The following is a 20087-nucleotide window of genomic DNA, read 5'->3' as shown; positions in this document are numbered from 1 at the left end:
AACCGGGCATAGCGAACCAACCCAGCGGAGCCGCCGCGTGACCTTTGAGCCTCCCGCCGTTCCACTCGAAGCCGCCCGCGCGGCCTTCCTCGAAGCCTGCGCGCTCGACGTATCGACGCCGAAACCCGGCAACGTCAGCGCGCAAAGCCCCGGTCACGGCATGAACGCCGCGCAGTTTCTCGCCAGCGCCGACGCATCGGCCGATGCGCTGTTCGCGCGAGGCGCGCGCGTCGGCCAGCGAATTTTCGACGCGGTCACGCGCACCCGCGCGGCGGCCGGCTGCAATACCAATCTCGGCATCGTGCTGCTGGTCGCACCGCTCGCGGCCGCGCTCGACGAGATCGGCGCGATGGACGCCACGCGCGCCACCACCCTCACCGCAACGAGCTGGCGCGCAGCCGTCACCCAGGTGCTCGCGAAGCTCGACGTCGACGACGCCCGCCTCGCGTACCGCGCGATCGCACTGGCCAATCCGGGCGGCCTCGGCGACGCGCCCGAGCAATCGGTCCACGCGGCGCCGACCATCGGCTTGCGCGACGCGATGCAGCTTGCGGCAGAGCGCGACAGCATCGCACGGCAATACGCGAACGGCTTCGCCGATATCTTCGACACCGGCCTCGCCGCGTTCGCGCAAGCGCCGGCCGACGCGCCGCAAGCCGCGATGCTCAACGTCTTTCTCGCGTTTCTCGCCGGCTGGCCCGACTCTCACATTGTGCGCAAGCACGGGCTGGCGCTGGCGCAGAGTGTCACGCTTGCGGCACGCGAGCAGCACGCGCGCTGGCGCGCGACGGCGCGCGAAGCAGCACGCCGCGCGCTCGCCGACCCGCAACTCGACACCTGGGATACCGAACTGAAGGCCCGCGCGATCAACCCCGGCACCAGCGCCGATCTGGCGGTGGTCACGCTGTTCGTCGCGCGCGTGCTCGCAAACGCCGGCCAGCCGCGCGCCGCAACCCCGCACGGTTAGCGTCATACCGAAACTGGCACGGAACCTGTTAGTTAGTACCGCCGTGCATCCCCCGCGCCGCCGCGCGATGTTCCAAGCCAAGGCAAGCGCGCGCGGCGCCCCGTCAGCAAGTCCATACCTACTCATCGGAGGAACAGAATGGCCAAGATCAACCGCGTCATGATCGGCGAGTCGCTAGTCGGCGACGGCAACGAGGTCGCGCACATCGACTTGCTGATCGGACCGCGAGGTTCCGCTGCGGAAACCGCGTTCTGCAACGCGCTCACCAACAATAAGGACGGCTTCACATCGCTGCTGGCCGTCGTCGCGCCCAATCTGCTCACCAAACCGAACACGATCCTGTTCAACAAGGTCACGATCAAGGGCGCCAAACAGGCGGTGCAGATGTTCGGTCCGGCGCAGCACGCGGTCGCGCTCGCGGTCGCCGACAGCGTCGAGGACGGCACGATCCCGCAGGAAGAAGCCGACGATCTGTTCCTGTGCGTCGGCGTGTTCATTCACTGGCAGGCGGAGGACGACAAGAAGATCCAACAGTTCAACTATCAGGCCACGCGCGAGGCGATCAAGCGCGCGGTCAACGGCGAACCGAGCGCGGCCGAAGTGGTGTCGAAGAAGAGCACCGTCGCGCATCCGTTCGCGCCGAACTGAGCGCCGCCGCACGAGGCTGGGCAGGCGCGGCGCCGCCGGCCCGTCCCGCCTCCTCGCGCAGCCGCCCGCCGGGCGGTGCGTGACGCAGACTCCATGCACTCGCAGAGGCATCACATGATCAGCAGATGTCGCGCGCTTCTCGCCTTTACCTGGGTCGCGCTGGCCGCGCCGCTCGCTGCCGCGCAAAACGATGCGCCCCCGCGCGCCGCGCCCGCGAGCGGCTACAACTATCCGACCGAAGGCCGCGTCGAATACGTGCTTACCTGCATGGACGAGAACGGCCACGATTTCGCCAACGTCTACAAGTGCTCGTGCGTGATCGACAGGATGGCCGCGTCGCTGCCGTACGACGACTTCGTCGATCAATCGACGTTCTCGAAGTACGCGACGCTCGGCGGCGAAGGCGGCGCGGAATTTCGCGTCGACCACGCGAAGGCGCAGACCAAACGCTTCCGCGCGCTGCAGACCGCCGCGTATAAGGCCTGTGGACTCGGGCCGCAGAAGAGTTCGACCGTGGCGAAATGAGCGGCATTTGACGCGCATTGCCCGAGAGGCGGCGCGCCCGCCTCCGGTCGTGCCGCTCGCGTCAGTCCGGCACCAGCCCCTCGCCCAGCGACGCATAACGCGCGAGCCCCACCTGCGCCACCGACGCATCGCCGCGGCGCCGCTCGATCTGCACGCCGACCGCCGCGACGTCGTCGAATTTCGCGGGCTTTGCGAGCGACACCCGCACCCAGTGGGCGCCGAAATCGGCGATCAGCATCTGCGCGATCGTTTCCGCGAGCGCTTCGAGCAGCCGCAGCCGGTGCGACTCGAACAGCGCGAGCAGCGCGTCGCGCACCGCCGCGTAGTTGACCGTGTCCTCGATCCGGTCGGTCGTGCACGCGCGGATCGCCGGCACGCCGATGGTCAGATTCACGCGCACCGGTTGTGGCACGTGCAACTCGCTGCTGTCGATACCGATAACCGTATGGCCTACGAAGTTTTCGATGAAGACGAGGTCTAGCCGCTCGGCCGGCGCGCCCGCGTCGGCGCCGAGGTTGGAGAAAGCGGCAAGGCGAACGGTGTCGATACGATCCATGATGGTCTCCGCCGCGGCGCGGCCAGGGAATTAAACAGCCTGTCGATTCAACCCCAGGTGGTTCGGTAATAACGAAATTGCGCGCTACGCCTGCGGGTGTCGACGGGTAACAGTGACATGCTCAGCGTCTTACCAGGTGACACGCGCAACGGCAGGGCGCGGCACACTGTGTGTCGAGGTCGCGACAGACTTACGTTATGCACCCCTTAGCGCGGCGCTTCGTCATGAAAAGCAAAATCCGCGCGCGCTGCGGTAAACACGGGGTGACTTTCTGTTGAACGAAAACGACATCGGGCGTATTGTTTTCAGTACCCGCTTGAAATGCCGGGCGGTCGCGAACGCGCACGCGAACACCAGCTTCGCAGCGCCGAGGGCAATACAAGACTTGATAAAGCGGCATTCGCGGCGCGCGAAGCAGGCGCCGTTTCCCGGAATGACGCAACGGAGACAGATCCCATGTCATTGCTCGCTGACAGCAGTTCCCACGTCCGTGAAGTGCTGAACGTCGTCAACCATCAACTGACCACCCGCCCGACCAGCGACTCCGTCGCCCAATCGTGGGCACGCTGCATCAACGAATTCCGGCTCGATCCGGGCCGCTTCGTGCCGCCGCCGGTGCTCACCGAATACGAACTGACCGCCCGGCGTGAGGCGGTCGGCGATCTGATCGCGTGTTCGAAGCTCGAAATGACGACGCTCTATCAGCAGCTCGCCGATCCCGAACTCGCGGTCGTGCTGGTCGACTCGGGCGGCGTGATCGTGCATCAGGTGTCGTCGGTGCCGTTCGCCGAGGCGGTCGCCGGCGACGGCTTCCGGGTCGGCGCGCTGTGGAACGAGCGCGAAGCGGGCACCAACGGGATGGGCACCTGTCTGGCCGAGCGCGACTGCATCGCGGTCTGCCAGCACGAACATTTCTATCCGCGCTATACGTCGCTGACCTGCTCGGCCGCGCCGATCTTCGACGACAGCGGCGAGATCGCCGGCGTGCTCGACGTGACGAGCCGCTCGAAACTGTTGCAGCAGCATTCGCTGGTGCTGGTCGGGATGTCGCGGCAGATGATCGAAAACCGCCTGCTCGACGCGCGCTACCGGCACGCGAACATGATTCACTTCCACAGCCGCCCGGAATTCGTCGGCACGCTGCACGGCGGCAAGCTCGCGGTCGCCGACGACAGCACCGTGCTCGCCGCGAATCGCAGCGCGCTGTTCCAGCTCGGCTTCCGCTCGCTCAGCGAATTGCGCGGCCGGCGCATCGAGGAAGCGTTCAACGCGTCGCTCGAAGACATGATCGCGCGCAGCATCCGCGGCTCGTTCCATCCGGTCACCGTGTACAGCGCGAACGCGACCAACCGCTTTTTCCTCGTCGCGCAGACGCCGCAAAACAGCGCGGGCCGCGCGTCGCGGGTGCTGCTGTCGGACACTTCCACGGCGACGCCCGCGAGCCGCGCCGGCAGCGCGAGCGCGTCCGAGCGGCCCGCCACGTCGCCGAAGCTCGACGAAATCGCGCACCTGGAATTCGGCGACCCGCGCATGGCCTCGCAGATCCAGCTCGCCGCGCGGGTGATTCAACGCAAGATTCCGATCGTGTTGCGCGGCCAGACCGGCACCGGCAAGGAAGTGTTCGCGCAGGCGCTGCACAGCATCAGCCCGCATGCGGACGGGCCGTTCGTGCCGGTCAACTGCGCGTCGTTGCCGGAGAACCTGATCGAGAGCGAGCTGTTCGGTTATCGCGCCGGCGCGTTTACCGGCGCGCAGCGCGAAGGCCGGCGCGGCAAGATCGTGCAGGCTAACGGCGGCACACTGTTCCTCGACGAAATCGGCGACATGCCGCTGGTGTTGCAGGCGCGGCTGCTGCGTGTGATCGAGGAACACGAGGTCACGCCGCTCGGCGCGGAGACCACCGTCAAGGTCAATTTCCAGCTGATCAGCGCGAGCCACCGCAATCTGCTCGAACTGGTGGAAAGCGGCCAGTTCCGCGAGGACCTGTATTACCGGCTCAAAGGCGTCGAGCTGAATCTCCCGGCGCTGCGCGAGCGGGTCGACAAACTGCCGCTGATCCATCATCTGCTCGCCAGCGAAACCGACGACCCGCCCGAGCTGAGCGCGCAAGCCAAAGAGGCACTGCTGAGCTATGCGTGGCCGGGCAACATCCGCCAGTTGCGTCACGTGTTGCAAACGGCGATCGCGCTGTCCGACGGTCAGCCGATCCGCTGCGAACACCTGCCGCCCGAAGTCACGCATCGCGCATCGGCGCTCGACATGCCGGCCGCGTTGCGGCTCGCGAGCGCGGAACTGGACCCGCATCTGAGCGACGACGCCGATATCTCGTCGCTGAACGCGATCCAGCTGAACGAGCGCGAGACCGTGCTGTCGCTGCTCGACGAGCATCGCTGGAACGTCAGCAACGTCGCCAAGGCGCTCGGCATCAGCCGCAACACGCTGTATCGCAAGATGCGCCGGCTGCATATCCGGCTTTCGCACGAGGGCTCGTCGCCCGACGGCATGCCGTTCGATCTCGACGCATGACGCGCGCGCCGGGGGATGACGCCAGCCGCGAGCCGGAACGCGAAACTTCGCGAGAACCATCGCGCGACCCGACGCACGAACCCGCGCGCGACCTCGCCGACTTCAAGGCGGATGCGCGCTTCGCGTGGTGCGTGACCGGCTCCGGTCACATGCTCGAAGAATCGATCGCGCTCGCGCGGCGGCTGCCGCGCGTCGATCTGTTTCTGTCGGCCGCCGCCGAGGAAGTGTTGCCGCTGTACGGCTGGGCGCTCGACAAACTGCGCGAGCAGTTCCGCGTGCTGCGCGACAACAGTGCGAGCGGCGTGCCGGTCGGCATGCTGTATCACGGCGTCTATCACACGGTGGTGATCGCGCCGGCGACCAGCAACACGGTCGCCAAATGCGCGTACGGAATCTCCGATACGCTGCCCACCAATATGTACGCGCAGGCCGGCAAGCAATGCATTCCCGGCATCGTCTATGCATGCGACACCGAACCGAGCGTCGTCACGCATAGCCCCGACGAATGGGTCGAACTGCGGCCACGCCGGATCGAACTGGAGAACGTCGAACGGCTCGCGCGCTTCGAATACACGACGCTCGTGCGCTCGCTCGACGAACTCGAAACAGCGCTCGCCCAACGCCTCGCGACTCTCGATCTCGCATGGACCACCTCCTCTTCCTGACCGGCCGGCTCGCCGAACCGAGCCTGCGGCGCGTGCTCGACGGTATGGCGCCCGCGCCGTTCAGCTGGGAGGTGCGCGAAATCGGCGTACAGGTCGCCGCGTTGATGACCGCCGATCTGATCCAGCGCCGCCTCGCCCTGCCGCTCGCCGCGCAACGGGTGATCGTGCCGGGCCGTTGCCGCGGCGATCTCGATGCGTTGAGCGCGCATTACGGCGTGCCGTTCGAGCGCGGGCCGGAAGAGGTGAAGGACCTGCCGCAGTTCTTCGGCCACAAGGCGAAGCCGTTCGATCTGAGCCGCTACGACACCGAGATCTTCGCGGAGATCGTCGATGCGCCGCGCCTCGACCTCGACGGCATTGCAGCGCGGGCGCGCGAATACACCGCGCAAGGCGCGGACGTGATCGATCTCGGCTGTCTGCCGGATACGCCGTTCGTGCATCTGGAAGACGCGGTGCGGCGGCTCAAAAGCGAAGGCTACCGGGTCAGCGTCGATTCGATGCGCACGGAAGAATTGCTACGCGGCGGCCGCGCGGGCGCCGACTATCTGATGAGCCTGAACCTCGACACGCTATGGATCGCCGACGAAGTGCCGGCCACGCCGATCCTGGTGGCGCGCGAACCGGGCGACCCGGCCTCGCTCGATGCGGCGATCGACGCACTGTCCGCGCGCGGTCGCGCGTTTCTCGCCGACCCGATTCTCGATCCGATTCCGTTCGGGCTGGCGGGGTCGATCGCACGTTATGTGCGGCTGCGCGAACGCTATCCGGACATCGCGATCATGATGGGCATCGGCAACGTGACCGAACTGACCGAGGCCGACACCAGCGGCATTAACGCAGTACTGCTCGGGATGGCCGCCGAATTGCGGATCGGCGCGGTGCTGACCACGTCGGTGAGTCTGCACGCGCGCCGCGCGCTGCGCGAAGCCGATGTCGCGCGGCGCGTGATGCATGCGGCGCGCGACGCGCAGGTGCTGCCCAAGGGAATCAGCCCGGACCTCGCGCAAGTGCACGCGAAGCGGCCGTTTCCGTATAGCGCCGACGAGATCGACGAACTCGCGCGCGGCGTGCGCGATCCGAATTTCCGCGTGCAGGTCAGCAGCGACGGTATCCACGTGTATAACCGCGACGGCCACCGGCGCGGCGACGATCCGTTCGTGCTGTACCCGCAGTTGAAGCTGGAAAACGACGGCGGCCACGCGTTCTATATGGGCGTGCAGCTCGCGCGCGCGGAAATCGCGTGGCGGCTGGGCAAGCGCTTCGATCAGGATCAGCCGCTCGACTGGGGCTGTGCGCTCGAGCGGCCCGAACAGGATCTGCTCGCGTGGTGCGCGCCGGGCGAGACGATGAAAAAGCGTTGAGACGCGCAGGAAACGGAAACGCCTGCCTCATTTCGACGCCGCGACACTCAGCGGATCGTGCACGCTCGCCAGCTCGTCGCGCATCCCGCCAATCGCCCGCGCGCGGTCGCTCGCGCCGAACACCGCCGAGCCGGCAACGAACACGTCGGCGCCCGCCTGCGCGATCGCCGCAATATTCGACGCCTTCACGCCGCCGTCCACTTCGATCGGCAACGGCCGCCCGGTGCGCTGCATCGTTGCGTCGACGCGCACGCGCAACCGCCGCAATTTGTCGAGCGTGTGCGGGATGAACGCCTGACCGCCGAAGCCCGGATTGACCGACATCACCAGCACGACGTCGAGCATCTCTATCACGTGATCGAGCGCCACGAGCGGGGTCGCCGGATTCAACGCCAGCCCAGCGCGCACGCCGTGCGAACGGATCAGCTCGATGGTCCGGTGCACATGCCGGGTCGCCTCCGGATGAAAACTGATCAGGTTCGCGCCGGCCTGCGCGAACGCCGACACCAGCGGATCGACCGGCGCGGTCATCAGATGCACGTCGAACGGCAACGCGCTGTACGGGCGGATCGCCGAGCACAGCAGCGGCCCGAACGTCAGGTTCGGCACATAGTGGTTGTCCATCACGTCGAGATGGATCCAGTCTGCGCCGGCCGCGGTCACGTCGCGAATCTCGTCGGCGAGCCGCGCAAAATCCGCCGACAGCAGCGACGGAGCAATCAGGAATTCGCGCATCGCGTTCTCCGTGCAAGTGAGCTGATTATTCAGGCTCCCGAACCATTACTGCGTGACAGACGCTAGTGATAGCGGCGCGCCATCGTCTCGAGCGGCAGCGGCTTGATGCGCGCGGCCTGCCCCGCGCAGCCGAACGCCTCGAACCGCTCGACGCAGATCGCGCTGGCCGCCGCGGTCGCGGCCTTCAATGCGGCGCGCGGATCGAATTCGGAACGCGCGCTGGCGAGCGACTTGCGCATTGCGCCGCTCATCGCCAGACGGATGTCGGTGTCGATATTGACCTTGCGCACGCCGTGCGCGATGCCACGCCGGATTTCCTCGACCGGCACGCCGTAGGTGGTCGGAATCTCGCCGCCGTATTCGCGGATCACCGCGAGCCATTCCTGCGGCACCGACGACGAACCGTGCATCACCAGATGCGTGTTCGGAATGCGCGCGTGAATGTCGGCGATGCGGTCGATCGCGAGAATGTCGCCGGTCGGCTCGCGGCTGAATTTATACGCGCCGTGCGAGGTGCCGATCGCGATCGCGAGCGCGTCGACGCCGGTCGCTTCGACGAAGTGCACCGCTTCGTCCGGGTCGGTCAGCAGATGGTCGAGCGAAAGTTTTCCCGCTGCGCCCACACCGTCTTCCTCGCCGACGGTGCCGGTTTCGAGCGAGCCGAGACAGCCGAGCTCGCCCTCCACCGACACACCGACCGCGTGCGCGGCATCCACCACGCGCCGGCTCACGTCGACGTTGTAGTCGTATGCGGCGGGGGTTTTCTGATCGGGCAGCAGCGAGCCGTCCATCATCACCGAGGTGAAGCCCGAGCGGATCGCCTGCTGACAGACAGCCGGGCTCGCGCCGTGGTCCTGATGCAGCACCAGCGGAATGTCCGGATGCGCTTCGAGCGCGGCGAGCACCAGGTGCCGCAGATACGGCTCGCCCGCGTATTTGCGCGCGCCCGCCGACGCCTGCAGGATCACCGGGCTCGCGGTCGCCTCGGCGGCCCGCATGATCGCGTGAATCTGCTCCATGTTGTTGACGTTGAACGCTGGCACGCCGTAGTCGTGCTCGGCCGCGTGATCCAGTAGTTGGCGCAGGGTGATGAAGGCCATTGCGTGCTCCTCGTTTAGCTCGTGATCGGATTCGGTGCGGGCCCGCTCAGGCGCGCGAGCGGCGGTCGATCAATTGCAGAATCATCGGCGTGAAAATCAGCTGCATCGCCAGTCCCATCTTGCCGCCCGGCACCACGATCACGTTCGGCCGCGACATGAACGAGTCGTGCAGCATCGTCAGCAGATACTGGAAGTCGATTCCTTTCGGCCGCGCGAAGCGGATCACCACGAAGCTCTCGTCGGGCGCCGGAATCTCGCGCGCGGTGAACGGGTTCGACGTGTCCACGGTCGGCACGCGCTGGAAATTCACATGGGTGCGCGAGAACTGCGGACAGATGTAATTCACGTAGTCGGGCATGCGCCGCAGGATCGTGTCGAGCACCGCTTCATGCGTATAGCCGCGCATCGTCTGATCGCGATGCAGCTTCTGGATCCATTCGAGGTTGATGATCGGCACCACGCCGATCAACAGATCCGCGTGCCGCGCCATGTCGACCTTATCGGTGACCGCCGCGCCGTGCAGCCCTTCGTAGAACATCAGGTCGGTGCCGGCCGCGACGTCCTCCCAAGGCGTGAAGGTGCCGCCGTCCTGTTTGTAGAACTGCGCCTCGGCCGCGTCGTGCACGTAGTGGCGCAACTGGCCGGTGCCGTTCTCGCCGTAGCGGGTAAACAGCGTCTCCAGCTCTTCGAGCAGATTCGCGTCGGGGCCGAAGTGGCTGAAGTTCGGCACGCCGTCGCGCTCGCGCTCCCTCATCGCCGCGCGCATGCCGAGCCGGTCGTAGCGATGAAACGCGTCGCCCTCGACGATCTGCGCATTGATGTGCTCGCGCCTGAAGATGTGCATGAAACTCTTCATGACGGTGGTGGTGCCCGCGCCGCTCGAGCCGGTCACCGCGATGATCGGGTGTTTGACTGACATGCGTTTGTCTCCGGATGACTGTGTTTCGTGCGCTGCCTGGGCTCGCGCGCTAGCGGCCCGCAGCGACTTGTTATGCGCAGGCGGTGGCGGCTCACACCGAGAAATCCGGCAGAAACAGCGAGCGCGTGCCGAACAGCGGCGAGCTGAACGGCTTGTCCTCGCCGCGGTCGTATTCGCCGTGATAGCGCGCGATCCGCTCGACCTCGTTCTTCGAGCCGAGGATCACCGGCACGCGGCCATGCAGGCTCCGCGGCTGCACGTCCAGGATCCTCTCGCGCCCGGTGCTCGACAGACCGCCCGCCTGTTCGACCAGAAAGCTCATCGGGTTCGCTTCGTACAGCAGCCGCAGGCGTCCTTCCATCGCCGGGGTTTTCGAGTCGCGCGGATACATGAACACGCCGCCGCGCATCAGAATCCGGTGCACCTCCGCGACCATCGACGCGATCCAGCGCATATTGAAGTCGCGCCCGCGGCAGCCGCTGCGGCCGTCCTTGCACTCCTGCACGTAGCGGCGCACCGGGGGCTCCCAGAAGCGCTCGTTCGATGCATTGATCGCGAACTCCCCTGTTTCCTCAGGAATCCGGATGTTCGAATGGGTCAGCACGAAGTTGCCGATCTCGCGTTCGAGCGTGAAGCCATGCGTACCGTTGCCGACCGACAGCACCAGCATCGTCGAGGGTCCGTAGACCGCGTAGCCGGCCGCGACCTGCTCGCAGCCCGGACGCAGAAAGGCCGCGTCGCTGCCGGCCTCGTCGGCCGGATCGCGCGCCCGCAGCACCGAGAAGATCGAGCCGACCACGCCGTTGATGTCGATATTCGACGAACCGTCGAGCGGATCGAACGCGAGCAGATAGTCGCCGCGCGGATAGCCGTCCGGAATCGCGTAGACCTGCTCCATTTCCTCCGACACCATCGCCGCGAGCAGCCCGTCCCATTCGCATTGCTGCACAAAGACCTCGTTGGTCGCGACGTCGAGCTTCTTCTGCTGCTCGCCGTGCGTGTTGACGGTTTGCGCGGAACCGTAGTTGCCGCCGAGCGCGCCCTTGGTCAGCATCGCCGAGATCGACTTGATCGCGGCCGCGACGTCGATCAGCAGCGCCGAGAGTCCCGCCGTTTCCTGCGAGTTCGCCGCGCACGGCTGACGATCGAGCGTGTCGATCAGGAATTTCGAAAGTGTCGTGCGTCCGTCTTGCATGGCGATCTCCGTGGAATAGGTCTTGACGTCTTCACTCGCTCACTCGCCGCTTCGAGTCAGCCCGGCGGCGCCGCGGCCGGATGTCCGGTGGCACTCGACGCTTCGTCGAATACGCGGCTCGCGCGCACGTCGGTCGCGTCGATAAGCGTCAGCGTCGCCGCGTCGATCGGCTTGCCGCCATGCAGCGCGCCCGCGAACAGCCGGTTCGCCTGGCGCAGCCGCGCGCGGTCGAGCGCGTTGCGCACCGAACGCGCATTGGCGAAATTCGGCTGGCGGATGCGGCGTGCCAGATAGTCGGCGAACGCGCGGCGCGACGCGGCATCGAAGCGGTAGTGCATGGTGCCGAGCATGCGTTCGGCGATTTCCAGCAGTTCGGTTTCCTGATAATCGGGAAACGTGATGTGATGCGCGATGCGCGAGCGAAAGCCCGGATTGCTCTCGAAGAACACTTCCATCCGCGCCGCGTAGCCGGCGAGGATCACCACCAGATCGCTGCGCTGGTTCTCCATCGTCTGCAACAGGATCTCGATCGCTTCCTGGCCGTAGTCGCGCTCGTTTTCCGGGCGATACAGGTAATACGCTTCGTCGATGAACAGCACGCCGCCCATCGCGCGCTTGAGCACATCGCGGGTTTTCGGCGCGGTGTGGCCGATGTACTGGCCGACGAGATCGTCGCGCGTGACCGACACCAGATGGTTGCGGCGGATATAGCCGAGCCGGTGCAGCACCTCGGCCATCCGCAGCGCGACCGTGGTCTTGCCGGTGCCGGGGTTGCCCGAGAAGCACATATGCAGGGTCGGCGCGCCGCCGGCGAGGCCGAGCGAAGCGCGCGCGCGTTCCACCAGTAAGTGCGCGGCGACTTCGCGAATGCGGGTCTTGACCGGCGCGAGCCCGACCAGATCGCGATCGAGTTCGCCGAGCACGTCGCCGATCCCGGAGTCGCGATACAGCGCGGCGAGATCGACTTGCGACGCGGGTTCAGTGGCGCCCGGCGCTTGCGTGGCGGACGGCGGCAGCGCGTCCACAATGGCATCGACTGTCATTGCTCCTCCTTGCGATTCGCGCGCGGCGCGCGGCCACAGCTCGCGCGGCGCGCGCGAATCGCCTGATGGCGAATTGGTCGCGACGCCCGCCTGGCGACGCTCAATTTGCGGACCCGTAGCGCTCGCCCGCCGGCCGGTCGAGCGCATAACCGGCGATGCTGTAGCGCTGCGTACGTCCCGGCGCGTCCTGGCGTTCGAGCCGGAAGCCCGGCTCCACTTCGGGCCGGTGCACGATGAACGACAGCCGCATCGTCTCGAAGGTGCGCACCGAATCGAATGCGTTGACCTTGATGTAGTGCCGCGGGCGTGCTTCGCGGCAGGCCTTGACCTCCTGCATCACGCCGGCCGGGTCGCGCAGATCGAACATCGGCAGCCCCCACATTTCCCAGTAGGTGTTGCGCGGATGCGGATCGTCGGTGAATTCGACCGAGCAGGCCCAGCCCTGGCGCAACGCATAGTCGATCTGCAGGCTGATTTCCTCGTCGCTCAACTCGGGCAGAAAGGAGAACGTTCCCTGGGTAATTCGCATGACTCACCTCGTTGATGGATGTCGCGATAGGCGGCGCTCAGGCCGCACTCAGGCCGCACTCAGGCCGCGGTCGGCGTGGCGGCAAAATCCGGCGTGTCGGTCGACGCGTAGTTGAACGTCACGTCGCGCCACGTATCGAGCGCCTGCTTCAGCGGCGTGCACCAGCGCGCGGCGGCTTCGAGCACGTCGGGCCCTTCGTTCGCGATGTCGCGGCCCTCGTTGCGCGCCTTCACCATCGCTTCGAGCGCGACGCGGTTCGCGGTCGCCCCCGCCTGGATGCCGCCCGGATGGCCGATCGTGCCGCCGCCGAACTGCAGGATCGCGTCGTCGCCGAACAGATCGAGCAGCTGATGCATCTGCCCCGCGTGAATCCCGCCCGACGCCACCGGCATCACCTTGCGCAAGCCGGCCCACGGCTGATCGAAGAACAGCCCGCGCGACAGATCGACCTCGTTGCGCGCGTCGCGGCACACGTTGTAGTAGCCCTGCACCGACAACGGATCGCCTTCGAGCTTGCCGACCGCGGTGCCCGCATGCGCGTGATCGACGCCCGCCATTCGCAGCCATTTGGCGATCACGCGAAACGAGATGCCGTGATTGCGCTGGCGCGTATAGGTGCCGTGCCCGGCGCGATGCAGATGCAGGATCATGTCGTTCTTGCGGGCCCAGCGCGACATCGACTGGATCGCGGTCCAACCGATCACGAGGTCGATCATCACGATGCACGAGCCCAGTTCCTTCGCGAATTCGGCGCGCTCGTAGATGTCTTCCATCGTCGCGGCCGTCACGTTCATGTAGTGCCCTTTGACTTCGCCGGTCTCCGCCTGCGCGCGGTTCACCGCGTCCATCGCGAACAGGAAGCGGTCGCGCCAATGCATGAACGCCTGCGAGTTGATGTTCTCGTCGTCTTTCAGGAAGTCGAGCCCGCCGCGCAGACCTTCGTACACCACGCGCCCGTAGTTCTTGCCCGACAGACCGAGCTTCGGCTTGACGGTCGCGCCGAGCAGCGGCCGGCCATACTTGTCGAGCCGTTCGCGCTCGACCACGATGCCGGTCGGCGGCCCCTGAAAAGTCTTCAGGTAGGCCACCGGAATGCGCATGTCTTCGAGCCGCAACGCCTTCAGCGGTTTGAAGCCGAACACGTTGCCGATGATCGACGCGGTCAGGTTCGCGACCGATCCTTCTTCGAACAGATCGAGCTCGTAAGCGATGTACGCGAAGTACTGCGGTTCGCCGGCGCTCGACACCGGCACCGGTTCGACCCGGTACGCTTTCGCGCGATACATGTCGCAAGCAGTGAGGCGGTCGGTCCACACCACCGTCCAGGTCGCGGTCGACGATTCGCCGGCCACCGCCGCCGCCGCTTCCTCGGGCTCGACGCCGGGTTGCGGCGTAATCCGGAACAGCGCGATCACGTCGGTTTCCTTCGGCTCGTAGTCCGGTTGCCAGTAACCCATCTCGCGGTACTTCATCACTCCCGCCGCATAACGCTCGCGCGGATTGCCCGCATCACGCTGCTGGTGTTCCGGCCGGATCACCGGTTGACTGAAATCGTTCATGACGTGTCCTCGAAAGTGGCAAGCGCACTGCCGGAAGAACGAAGCGCTTGAGTTGCACTGTAGGCACGGACGTCACGAAGCGGAATTCACGATTTTATTTGGCAGAGTTAAGCGATCGGTTATCGCTTGCACATCGTGATGGCCTGTTTCGGCACTTGCGAGGGAATCGGAGCAGAATGTGCCGGTGAGCGATGCGAGCACTGCGTGATGACCCAACCGGCTGCGCCGGCGGGCCGATGACACACTTTGCTTCGTTTTCGCCACACCGCGCGGCAGCGGTCGCACCGCAAGCCGTGGGTTTTTTGCACGGCGGCGTAATTCGGCAAGCACTGTATTGCGAGCCGATGCGCTGCAACCGCGCGGACCCGGTCGGCTGGCACACGTGGGCATGGAGCTTGCGTGTAGCGGCCTGCCGTCGATGTCGGCGTCTTGCCGGCGCGGCGGCGCAACGCCGTTTCAACTCATGGAGGAAGCACGTATGCAATGGACAACTCCGAGCTACACCGACGTACGCCTCGGGTTTGAAATCGTGATGTATGTCGCTACGCGTTAAGCCCGTAAGCGGGCCGCACGCCGCGGCCCCTTTGCGGATCCTGTTTGACCCTAGCTGAACGGCCGGCCTTGCCGTGCTGTCGGGACACGCGTTCCCAACCATGATCCACGAAACGATCGTCACCACGGCAGCGCGCGATGGCCGTCCTCATATCGCGCCGATGGGCGCGCGCTCCGAGGGTGAGCGCATCATCCTTGCCCCTTTCCGTCCGTCCACGACACTCGAAAACATCCTCGCGTCGCGGGCGGCGGTGCTCAATTTCACGACCGACGTGCGGATATTCGCCGGCTGCGTCACGCACTGCGCGACCGACTGGCCGACCGTGCGCGCGAGCCGCGTTGCGAGCGTGCGGCTCGCCGAATCGCTCGCGCACGCCGAACTCGAACTCGACGAGATTCGCGAGGACCCGCAGCGTCCGGTGCTGGTGATGAAATACGTGCACCGCGAAAATCACGCGCCGTTCGCGGGCTTTAACCGCGCGCAGTCGGCGGTGGTCGAAGGCGCGATTCTGGTGAGCCGGCTCTTCATGCTGCCGGCCGACAAGATCGATCGCGAAGTCGCTTATCTGCAGATTGCCATCGATAAAACCGCCGGCGAACGCGAACGCATCGCGTGGGACTGGCTGCTTGCCGCCATCGCGCGCCATCGCGCGAGTCTCGCGACGGCCGGCGGCGAGGTTGCCGCTCCCGTCCACCACGAGTAGTTTTCTTCCGGAGAGTTTCGATGACCGCATTGCTCGCGAGCGTTCGCTCGGCAGAGGAAGCATTCGACGCGGCTCGCGCCGGCGCCGAACTGATCGACCTGAAGGAACCGAACGAAGGCGCGCTCGGCGCTCTGCCGAGCGTTGCAATCGCGGACATCGCGCGGCAGTTGCGCGCGCGTTATCCGGTCAAGCCGATCAGCGCGACGATCGGCGACGTGCCTGCCGATGCGGTCGATGAAATCGCCGCGCGCGTGATCGACGTCGGCGATGCGGGCGTCGATTATGTGAAGGTCGGCGTTGCGCGTGGGCCGAGTGCGCGGAAATGTATCGAGCAGCTCGCGAATCTGCCGGCGACTGTCGTACCGGTGCTGTTGTGCGACGGCGGGATGGACGACGAACTGGTCAGTCATACCGCCGCGCTCGGCTTTGCCGGGATGATGTTCGATACCGCCGGCAAGGACGGCAGTACGTTGTTCGATCATGTCGATGTCGAGTCGTTGACGCGCTGGTTGCGGCTCGCTCGTTCGCGCGGCGCGATGGTTGGAATTGCCGGCGCGCTCGGCTGGGCTCAGTTGCAACAGATTCGTGCGCTGGCACCGGACGTGGCGGGTTTCCGAACTGCGTTGTGCGCGGATGGGCGGCGCTCGAAGTTGGACCCGGAGCGCGTCGCGCAGTGGGTTAGCGCTTTGCATCGGTCGGGTGTCGCGGGTGCGGGCGCGAGCGCGTCGATTCCGGGGATGGCGGGCGACGCCCGGATGTAGATCCGCGCCGGTAGCAGACAGCAAAATTCCAGCGCGTGAATGAGGTCGCTCGCCGCTCTCTTCAGTCCGAAATGCGCTTGAAGCTGACGTAGTAATCCTCGGTGTAATAACAGTCGCCGATCTGTTTGCGCGGTCCGCCGCAAACGATCCGGCGCAGCCCGCGATCCGTCGCGCCGGGCGTGCGAACCGTGTAGGTGCGGTAGTAGCCACGCGGATGCTGCGGCAGCAGACCCGCGCTGTTACGGAACATCACGCCATCCTCGCTGAACGGGAACGGCCCGCCCGCCTTGATCAGCCGCAGTGTTTCGGCCGCTTCCGCCGGCAACTGCGCCTTCGCGATCGAACCCAGCATGCCCGCCGGCTGCGGACCCGACGCGGCGATCGGACCGCTCGCACCCGACGCGGCCGAACCCGGCGCGTCGGCCGCGGACGCGCCCGAGGCCTCCGTCCCGTTGCCCGAACCCTGCTTGCCACATCCGCCGGCGATCACGCTTACGGCGACGATGCACGAGAAAACCCATGCTCTCTTCACGAAACGGTTCTCCCTTCGTTGATCAGCATTCGACGCCAGGATGGATGTAAAGGTATCGCTAATGGCTGGGCTAATCAACGTCCGTCTGCAATGAGAGTCTGTTGCACTGCAAGCAAGTCCTCCTGCCTGTTTTGCGAACCAGCGGTCGTCGATCGCCTGGTCGCGGGATAGAAAACGGAGGGCAGCGATTCGCGGATCGCGCCCTTCCCGGTGCTCCGATACCGCGTTCGAATAGCCGCTCAGGAGAACAGTCCCTGCTGCGCGAGGAAGTGATTGACGAACATCCCGCCCGGATCGAGCCGGCTGCGCAACGAATTGAACGCGGCAAGGTTCTGCTGCGGATAAAGCGCCTTCACGTCGACATGCGGTTTGATGTATTGCCAGTTCTTCGCCCAGTGCGGCCGCGCATGCCGCGTGCCGATCCAGTCCGCCATCACCGCATTGATCATCGCCAGATGAGACGCCATCGCCTGCGCCCGCTTGTTCGCATCGGGCTCCGACTTCGGATAGGCGCTGAGAATTTCCATCCAGCACACCCGGTCCTCGGCCGCCGTCGAAAATGCCGGCGATAGCAGCGATTCGCTGGTACGCGTAAAGCGCGCATGCAGACAGGTGGTCAACGGAAAGTCGCGCTGGAACTTGTACGCGTAGTTCAACGCGGCGTACCACCCGCGCACCACGTTGCCGACGTCCCAGGTGCCCGGCCCGGTCGCGGGAATTGGAATCGCCACCTCCAGATCGAGAATCGGAAACGCCTGGTCCGCGTAGAAGAACACCCGCGGCGCGGGCGCGACGAAACCACCTTTCGCTTCGATGGCCTTCGCGCGGTCGTTGATCGTGTTCCACGTCGTCGACAGGATCGGCGGCCACAGCAGCGGATGGGTCGACGTCCATTCCATCACCGCAGTGGCCATCTTGTCGATCCAGCCATCCGGACGCAATGGAATGTCGCGCGGCTCCTCAGTTGTGCGATTGAACTTCTTGATCCAGATCTGGCCGTTGTTGTAGCCGCTGCCCGGGAACCAGAACAACTCGACATACTCGTTTTCGGTCACCAGCTTGTGCAGATTCTGCGGCCGGATCTCGCCGCCGGTGCCCTGCGGATTCGGGCCCATCACACTTTCGGTCGCGGTGACGATCTCTTCGTCATGCAGATTAAACAGCGGCTCGACCCGCAGCGTCAGCTTCGTAATCACGCCGAGGGTGCCCAGGCTCACGCGCGCGGCTGCCATCTCGTTTGGCGTGGTGTCGTCGGAAAACACATGGAGTTTCCCGTCGGCGGCGACGAATTCGATCGCGTGAACAAAGTCGGAAACCGTCCGCTGATGCCAGCCGGTGCCGTGACAGCCGGCGGCGACGAAACCGGTCGCATTGATCGACGCGAGCGCGCCGGTCGACGACAGGTACATCGGCGGCAAGGCCGGATCGGGCGCGGTGAGCGCGTCGCGCACCTGGGCCCAACTCGCGGAAGGCAAAAAGCTCACGAGGTCGAGCCCCTTGTCCTGCCAGCGCCATGCTTTTCGCTGGCCCTTCGCGAAGTTCGACATGTCGACCAGCGTCTCTGCGTTATTGACGACCAGCGGGCTGAACGAATGCCCGGTGCCGATCATGCGCAGCGTGCTGCCGCGCGAGCGTGCCACCAATGCCTGGACGTCAGCCACGCTGCCGGGACGCTCGATCGCGTCCGGTACCGACGTGAGGTTCCCGGCCCAATTGGTCCAACGGCTCTCGTTGCTGTCGCCGCTATCATCCGGAATAGTCATGATTTATCTCTTTGGCGGCCGCGAAGGTCCGCGCGGTGGATTGTGCTTCGTGCATTGGCCAGAGGCAGGCGCCGGAGCCTCGCTCCGGCGAGCGGATAAAGCGCGTCACTCCACCGAAATGAGACCCAGCGTATTGCTCAAGGTCGTGCCGGTAATCGTGTAATTGGCGGTGACCGGCGATCCGCTCTGGTAAATGAAGGATTGCCTGGCTTCATTGTCGGTGCCCCACACGACGAACACGTAGAGCGAAATGATGGTGCCGTCCGGCACGCCCAGCTTGCCCGGATCGACGTCCTTGGTCTGGCCCAGCAGAATGTCGCCCGCGTTGCCCGACAGATGCTTTTCTCCGTTGTCATCGAGATAGGCGACTTCGCCCCTCGCCACAAAACCCCCACCATTGTGCAAAGTGAATTTGCCAATTTTTGTCATGGCCATGACATCTGCTCCTTAATGGATTTGAAGTGGACGTGCGACTGCGATTTCCCGGGCAAATAAATACCCGGAAAACTTAATTTCCTTTTTATCGATTCGATGAATATTTAAAATTTTCTTATTTAAACCACTGCTTTCATCCTCCATATCCGGGATGAACATTAGGGCTTTCGTGACGTTCGACGATGCGTTGTGTCGCTGCAAAGGCCGGCGCAGAGCATCGAAATGAATGCTGCGGCGGCTGGGTGAGACCAATTAATTTACGGAAAAATGAGGCTCAGGCTTCCGTCCGGCGCGCCTGGCTGTGCTGGGTCGACCATCGCGTGTTGAGCGAGGAGGATTTCGCCCGTCGTCGCGGATAGACGCGGGGTGCCATTTTGCTCTATGGACGCGTTCGCGCCTCTGGCAACGAAAGCCCCATCAGGGTCCAGAATAAATTTACTAATCGCTTGGATAGCCATTACATTCACCCCGTCATTGGCTTCAAGTAAATATTCGTGTAAATCTTCTATCTGCAAAGCGAGGCTTCGGCAGATCTGGAAGCACTCGCTGCGCATTGCCTCGCTGGGTTTTTCTTTTACTTTTTTATACGGTCGTTTAAAGCGACTTCATGTTGATAAGAATGTTATGCCACCCGGAAAATTTTGCGCATGCAAATTCTGGCTCCGGTTGGCACCCTGCTCACCTGGATAGGTCGGTGGGATTACGGCATGGAGTCTGCTTTAGGGCATTTGTAGCGGAGTTGTCGTCGTCTCGTTTCACGATGTCGGGAAACGCACTGCGTTGACGCGGGCCAATTGCGGATTTCAGACGTGAGCAGTCAACTGGAAACCGATCGTCACGCGCGCAGTGGGAAGACCGGACGGCTTCTAGATCGGCGTGCCGGCAAACAGGTCACCGTCGCGCCCGCTCACGACCTCGCACCGCATATTGGATTTGGCCGGGATGATGTAATGCCGGTTCTCGCCGCCCGAGACCAGATTGCACAGGAGCTGGGCCGACATGAACCCCCTGT

The 20087-nt window shown here is 65.0% G+C and carries 21 protein-coding genes and 1 pseudogene; 9 read left to right on the top strand and 13 right to left on the bottom strand.

Annotated features, from left to right (window positions below; all coding sequences use genetic code 11):
- Nucleotides 1-37: 37 nt before the first annotated feature.
- The 3 genes from LJ656_RS26300 (at nt 38) to LJ656_RS26290 (ending at nt 2140) form a co-directional block, all read left to right on the top strand.
- A complete protein-coding gene (locus LJ656_RS26300; protein WP_230512456.1) occupies nt 38-967 on the top strand; it encodes a triphosphoribosyl-dephospho-CoA synthase in 930 nt (309 codons plus the stop codon).
- Nucleotides 968-1105: 138 nt separating this feature from the next.
- Nucleotides 1106-1615 (top strand): formaldehyde-activating enzyme, encoded by a 510-nt coding sequence (gene fae / locus LJ656_RS26295; RefSeq protein ID WP_230512455.1) that lies wholly within the window; start codon nt 1106-1108, stop codon nt 1613-1615.
- 114 nt (nt 1616-1729) lie between these two features.
- Nucleotides 1730-2140, top strand: a complete 411-nt coding sequence (locus LJ656_RS26290) for a hypothetical protein (protein WP_230512454.1) — start codon at nt 1730-1732, stop codon at nt 2138-2140.
- Between the two features lie 61 nt (nt 2141-2201).
- Here the strand turns inward: LJ656_RS26290 and LJ656_RS26285 are convergent, their stop codons facing one another.
- Entirely contained in the window at nt 2202-2696 is a 495-nt protein-coding gene (locus tag LJ656_RS26285) for a dihydroneopterin aldolase (protein ID WP_230512453.1), read from the bottom strand.
- Between the two features lie 456 nt (nt 2697-3152).
- Between LJ656_RS26285 and LJ656_RS26280 the strand changes: the two genes are divergently transcribed.
- Genes LJ656_RS26280 through LJ656_RS26270 form a run of 3 tightly spaced genes read left to right on the top strand, consistent with a single transcriptional unit; the run spans nt 3153 to nt 7248 of the window.
- A complete protein-coding gene (locus LJ656_RS26280) occupies nt 3153-5222 on the top strand; it encodes a sigma-54-dependent Fis family transcriptional regulator (protein ID WP_230512452.1) in 2070 nt (689 codons plus the stop codon).
- Nucleotides 5219-5887: a flavoprotein gene (locus LJ656_RS26275; protein ID WP_230512451.1), complete on the top strand. Its 669-nt coding sequence runs from the start codon at nt 5219-5221 to the stop codon at nt 5885-5887. The genes LJ656_RS26280 and LJ656_RS26275 overlap by 4 nt, the downstream gene beginning before the upstream one ends.
- Nucleotides 5866-7248 carry a DUF6513 domain-containing protein gene (locus tag LJ656_RS26270; protein WP_230512450.1) on the top strand — a complete coding sequence of 461 codons (1383 nt, stop codon included), beginning with the start codon at nt 5866-5868 and terminating at the stop codon, nt 7246-7248. Before LJ656_RS26275 ends, LJ656_RS26270 begins: the two co-directional genes overlap by 22 nt.
- A 27-nt stretch (nt 7249-7275) precedes the next feature.
- On the opposite strand, the gene rpe is transcribed toward LJ656_RS26270, so the two are convergent.
- From rpe to LJ656_RS26235, 7 genes are all read right to left on the bottom strand, one after another.
- Nucleotides 7276-7983: a ribulose-phosphate 3-epimerase gene (gene rpe / locus LJ656_RS26265; RefSeq protein ID WP_230512449.1), complete on the bottom strand. Its 708-nt coding sequence runs from the start codon at nt 7981-7983 to the stop codon at nt 7276-7278.
- A 62-nt stretch (nt 7984-8045) separates the two neighbouring features.
- Nucleotides 8046-9083 (bottom strand): class II fructose-bisphosphate aldolase, encoded by a 1038-nt coding sequence (fba, locus tag LJ656_RS26260; RefSeq protein WP_230512448.1) that lies wholly within the window; start codon nt 9081-9083, stop codon nt 8046-8048.
- 46 nt (nt 9084-9129) lie between these two features.
- Nucleotides 9130-10002 carry a phosphoribulokinase gene (locus LJ656_RS26255; RefSeq protein ID WP_230512447.1) on the bottom strand — a complete coding sequence of 291 codons (873 nt, stop codon included), beginning with the start codon at nt 10000-10002 and terminating at the stop codon, nt 9130-9132.
- Between the two features lie 91 nt (nt 10003-10093).
- The gene (locus tag LJ656_RS26250; protein WP_230512446.1) at nt 10094-11197 is read right to left on the bottom strand and encodes a class 1 fructose-bisphosphatase; all 1104 of its coding nucleotides are present in this window, start codon (nt 11195-11197) and stop codon (nt 10094-10096) included.
- 56 nt (nt 11198-11253) lie between these two features.
- A complete protein-coding gene (gene cbbX / locus LJ656_RS26245; protein ID WP_230512445.1) occupies nt 11254-12240 on the bottom strand; it encodes a CbbX protein in 987 nt (328 codons plus the stop codon).
- Nucleotides 12241-12340: 100 nt separating this feature from the next.
- Nucleotides 12341-12769: a ribulose bisphosphate carboxylase small subunit gene (locus LJ656_RS26240; protein ID WP_230512444.1), complete on the bottom strand. Its 429-nt coding sequence runs from the start codon at nt 12767-12769 to the stop codon at nt 12341-12343.
- Between the two features lie 59 nt (nt 12770-12828).
- Nucleotides 12829-14328, bottom strand: coding sequence for a ribulose-bisphosphate carboxylase large subunit (locus tag LJ656_RS26235; RefSeq protein WP_230512443.1), 1500 nt, complete (start codon nt 14326-14328; stop codon nt 12829-12831).
- A gap of 388 nt (nt 14329-14716) precedes the next feature.
- On the opposite strand from LJ656_RS26235, the gene pqqA reads away from it, so the two are divergent.
- From pqqA to LJ656_RS26220, 3 genes are all read left to right on the top strand, one after another.
- The gene (gene pqqA / locus LJ656_RS34980; protein WP_329958904.1) at nt 14717-14881 is read left to right on the top strand and encodes a pyrroloquinoline quinone precursor peptide PqqA; all 165 of its coding nucleotides are present in this window, start codon (nt 14717-14719) and stop codon (nt 14879-14881) included.
- 100 nt (nt 14882-14981) lie between these two features.
- A complete protein-coding gene (locus tag LJ656_RS26225; RefSeq protein ID WP_230512442.1) occupies nt 14982-15584 on the top strand; it encodes a DUF447 domain-containing protein in 603 nt (200 codons plus the stop codon).
- Between the two features lie 20 nt (nt 15585-15604).
- On the top strand, nt 15605-16345 hold the full coding sequence (locus LJ656_RS26220) for a (5-formylfuran-3-yl)methyl phosphate synthase (RefSeq protein WP_230512441.1): 741 nt from the start codon (nt 15605-15607) through the stop codon (nt 16343-16345).
- 61 nt (nt 16346-16406) lie between these two features.
- Here LJ656_RS26220 and LJ656_RS26215 read toward each other — a convergent pair whose 3' ends face one another.
- The 5 genes and pseudogenes from LJ656_RS26215 to LJ656_RS35135 form a co-directional block, all read right to left on the bottom strand.
- Entirely contained in the window at nt 16407-16877 is a 471-nt protein-coding gene (locus LJ656_RS26215; RefSeq protein WP_230512440.1) for a ribonuclease, read from the bottom strand.
- Between the two features lie 239 nt (nt 16878-17116).
- Nucleotides 17117-18640 carry a D-arabinono-1,4-lactone oxidase gene (locus LJ656_RS26210; protein WP_230512439.1) on the bottom strand — a complete coding sequence of 508 codons (1524 nt, stop codon included), beginning with the start codon at nt 18638-18640 and terminating at the stop codon, nt 17117-17119.
- A 105-nt stretch (nt 18641-18745) separates the two neighbouring features.
- Nucleotides 18746-19075 carry a hypothetical protein gene (locus LJ656_RS26205; protein ID WP_230512438.1) on the bottom strand — a complete coding sequence of 110 codons (330 nt, stop codon included), beginning with the start codon at nt 19073-19075 and terminating at the stop codon, nt 18746-18748.
- A gap of 257 nt (nt 19076-19332) precedes the next feature.
- The gene (locus LJ656_RS26200) at nt 19333-19629 is read right to left on the bottom strand and encodes a hypothetical protein (RefSeq protein ID WP_230512437.1); all 297 of its coding nucleotides are present in this window, start codon (nt 19627-19629) and stop codon (nt 19333-19335) included.
- A gap of 249 nt (nt 19630-19878) precedes the next feature.
- Nucleotides 19879-19968: pseudogene (locus LJ656_RS35135) on the bottom strand (peptide transporter); the annotation flags it as partial.
- Between the last annotated feature and the right edge of the window lie 119 nt (nt 19969-20087).

The sequence above is a fragment of the Paraburkholderia sejongensis genome (assembly GCF_020880815.1).
In the GTDB taxonomy this organism is placed as follows: domain Bacteria; phylum Pseudomonadota; class Gammaproteobacteria; order Burkholderiales; family Burkholderiaceae; genus Paraburkholderia; species Paraburkholderia sejongensis.
This window is presented reverse-complemented; position numbering and strand designations above follow the sequence as displayed.

Bases quoted from the DNA above. Each gene is read 5' to 3' on its own strand.
- LJ656_RS26210 (WP_230512439.1), bottom strand. From the start codon at position 18,640: ATGACTATTCCGGATGATAGCGGCGACAGCAACGAGAGCCGTTGGACC.
- LJ656_RS26275 (WP_230512451.1), top strand. From the start codon at position 5,219: ATGACGCGCGCGCCGGGGGATGACGCCAGCCGCGAGCCGGAACGCGAA.
- LJ656_RS26225 (WP_230512442.1), top strand. From the start codon at position 14,982: ATGATCCACGAAACGATCGTCACCACGGCAGCGCGCGATGGCCGTCCT.
- LJ656_RS26270 (WP_230512450.1), top strand. From the start codon at position 5,866: ATGGACCACCTCCTCTTCCTGACCGGCCGGCTCGCCGAACCGAGCCTG.
- fba (WP_230512448.1), bottom strand. From the start codon at position 9,083: ATGGCCTTCATCACCCTGCGCCAACTACTGGATCACGCGGCCGAGCAC.
- LJ656_RS26205 (WP_230512438.1), bottom strand. From the start codon at position 19,075: ATGGCCATGACAAAAATTGGCAAATTCACTTTGCACAATGGTGGGGGT.
- LJ656_RS26240 (WP_230512444.1), bottom strand. From the start codon at position 12,769: ATGCGAATTACCCAGGGAACGTTCTCCTTTCTGCCCGAGTTGAGCGAC.
- cbbX (WP_230512445.1), bottom strand. From the start codon at position 12,240: ATGACAGTCGATGCCATTGTGGACGCGCTGCCGCCGTCCGCCACGCAA.
- LJ656_RS26200 (WP_230512437.1), bottom strand. From the start codon at position 19,629: ATGCGCAGCGAGTGCTTCCAGATCTGCCGAAGCCTCGCTTTGCAGATA.
- fae (WP_230512455.1), top strand. From the start codon at position 1,106: ATGGCCAAGATCAACCGCGTCATGATCGGCGAGTCGCTAGTCGGCGAC.
- LJ656_RS26285 (WP_230512453.1), bottom strand. From the start codon at position 2,696: ATGGATCGTATCGACACCGTTCGCCTTGCCGCTTTCTCCAACCTCGGC.
- LJ656_RS26280 (WP_230512452.1), top strand. From the start codon at position 3,153: ATGTCATTGCTCGCTGACAGCAGTTCCCACGTCCGTGAAGTGCTGAAC.
- LJ656_RS26255 (WP_230512447.1), bottom strand. From the start codon at position 10,002: ATGTCAGTCAAACACCCGATCATCGCGGTGACCGGCTCGAGCGGCGCG.
- LJ656_RS26235 (WP_230512443.1), bottom strand. From the start codon at position 14,328: ATGAACGATTTCAGTCAACCGGTGATCCGGCCGGAACACCAGCAGCGT.
- rpe (WP_230512449.1), bottom strand. From the start codon at position 7,983: ATGCGCGAATTCCTGATTGCTCCGTCGCTGCTGTCGGCGGATTTTGCG.
- pqqA (WP_329958904.1), top strand. From the start codon at position 14,717: ATGGAGCTTGCGTGTAGCGGCCTGCCGTCGATGTCGGCGTCTTGCCGG.
- LJ656_RS26250 (WP_230512446.1), bottom strand. From the start codon at position 11,197: ATGCAAGACGGACGCACGACACTTTCGAAATTCCTGATCGACACGCTC.
- LJ656_RS26290 (WP_230512454.1), top strand. From the start codon at position 1,730: ATGATCAGCAGATGTCGCGCGCTTCTCGCCTTTACCTGGGTCGCGCTG.
- LJ656_RS26220 (WP_230512441.1), top strand. From the start codon at position 15,605: ATGACCGCATTGCTCGCGAGCGTTCGCTCGGCAGAGGAAGCATTCGAC.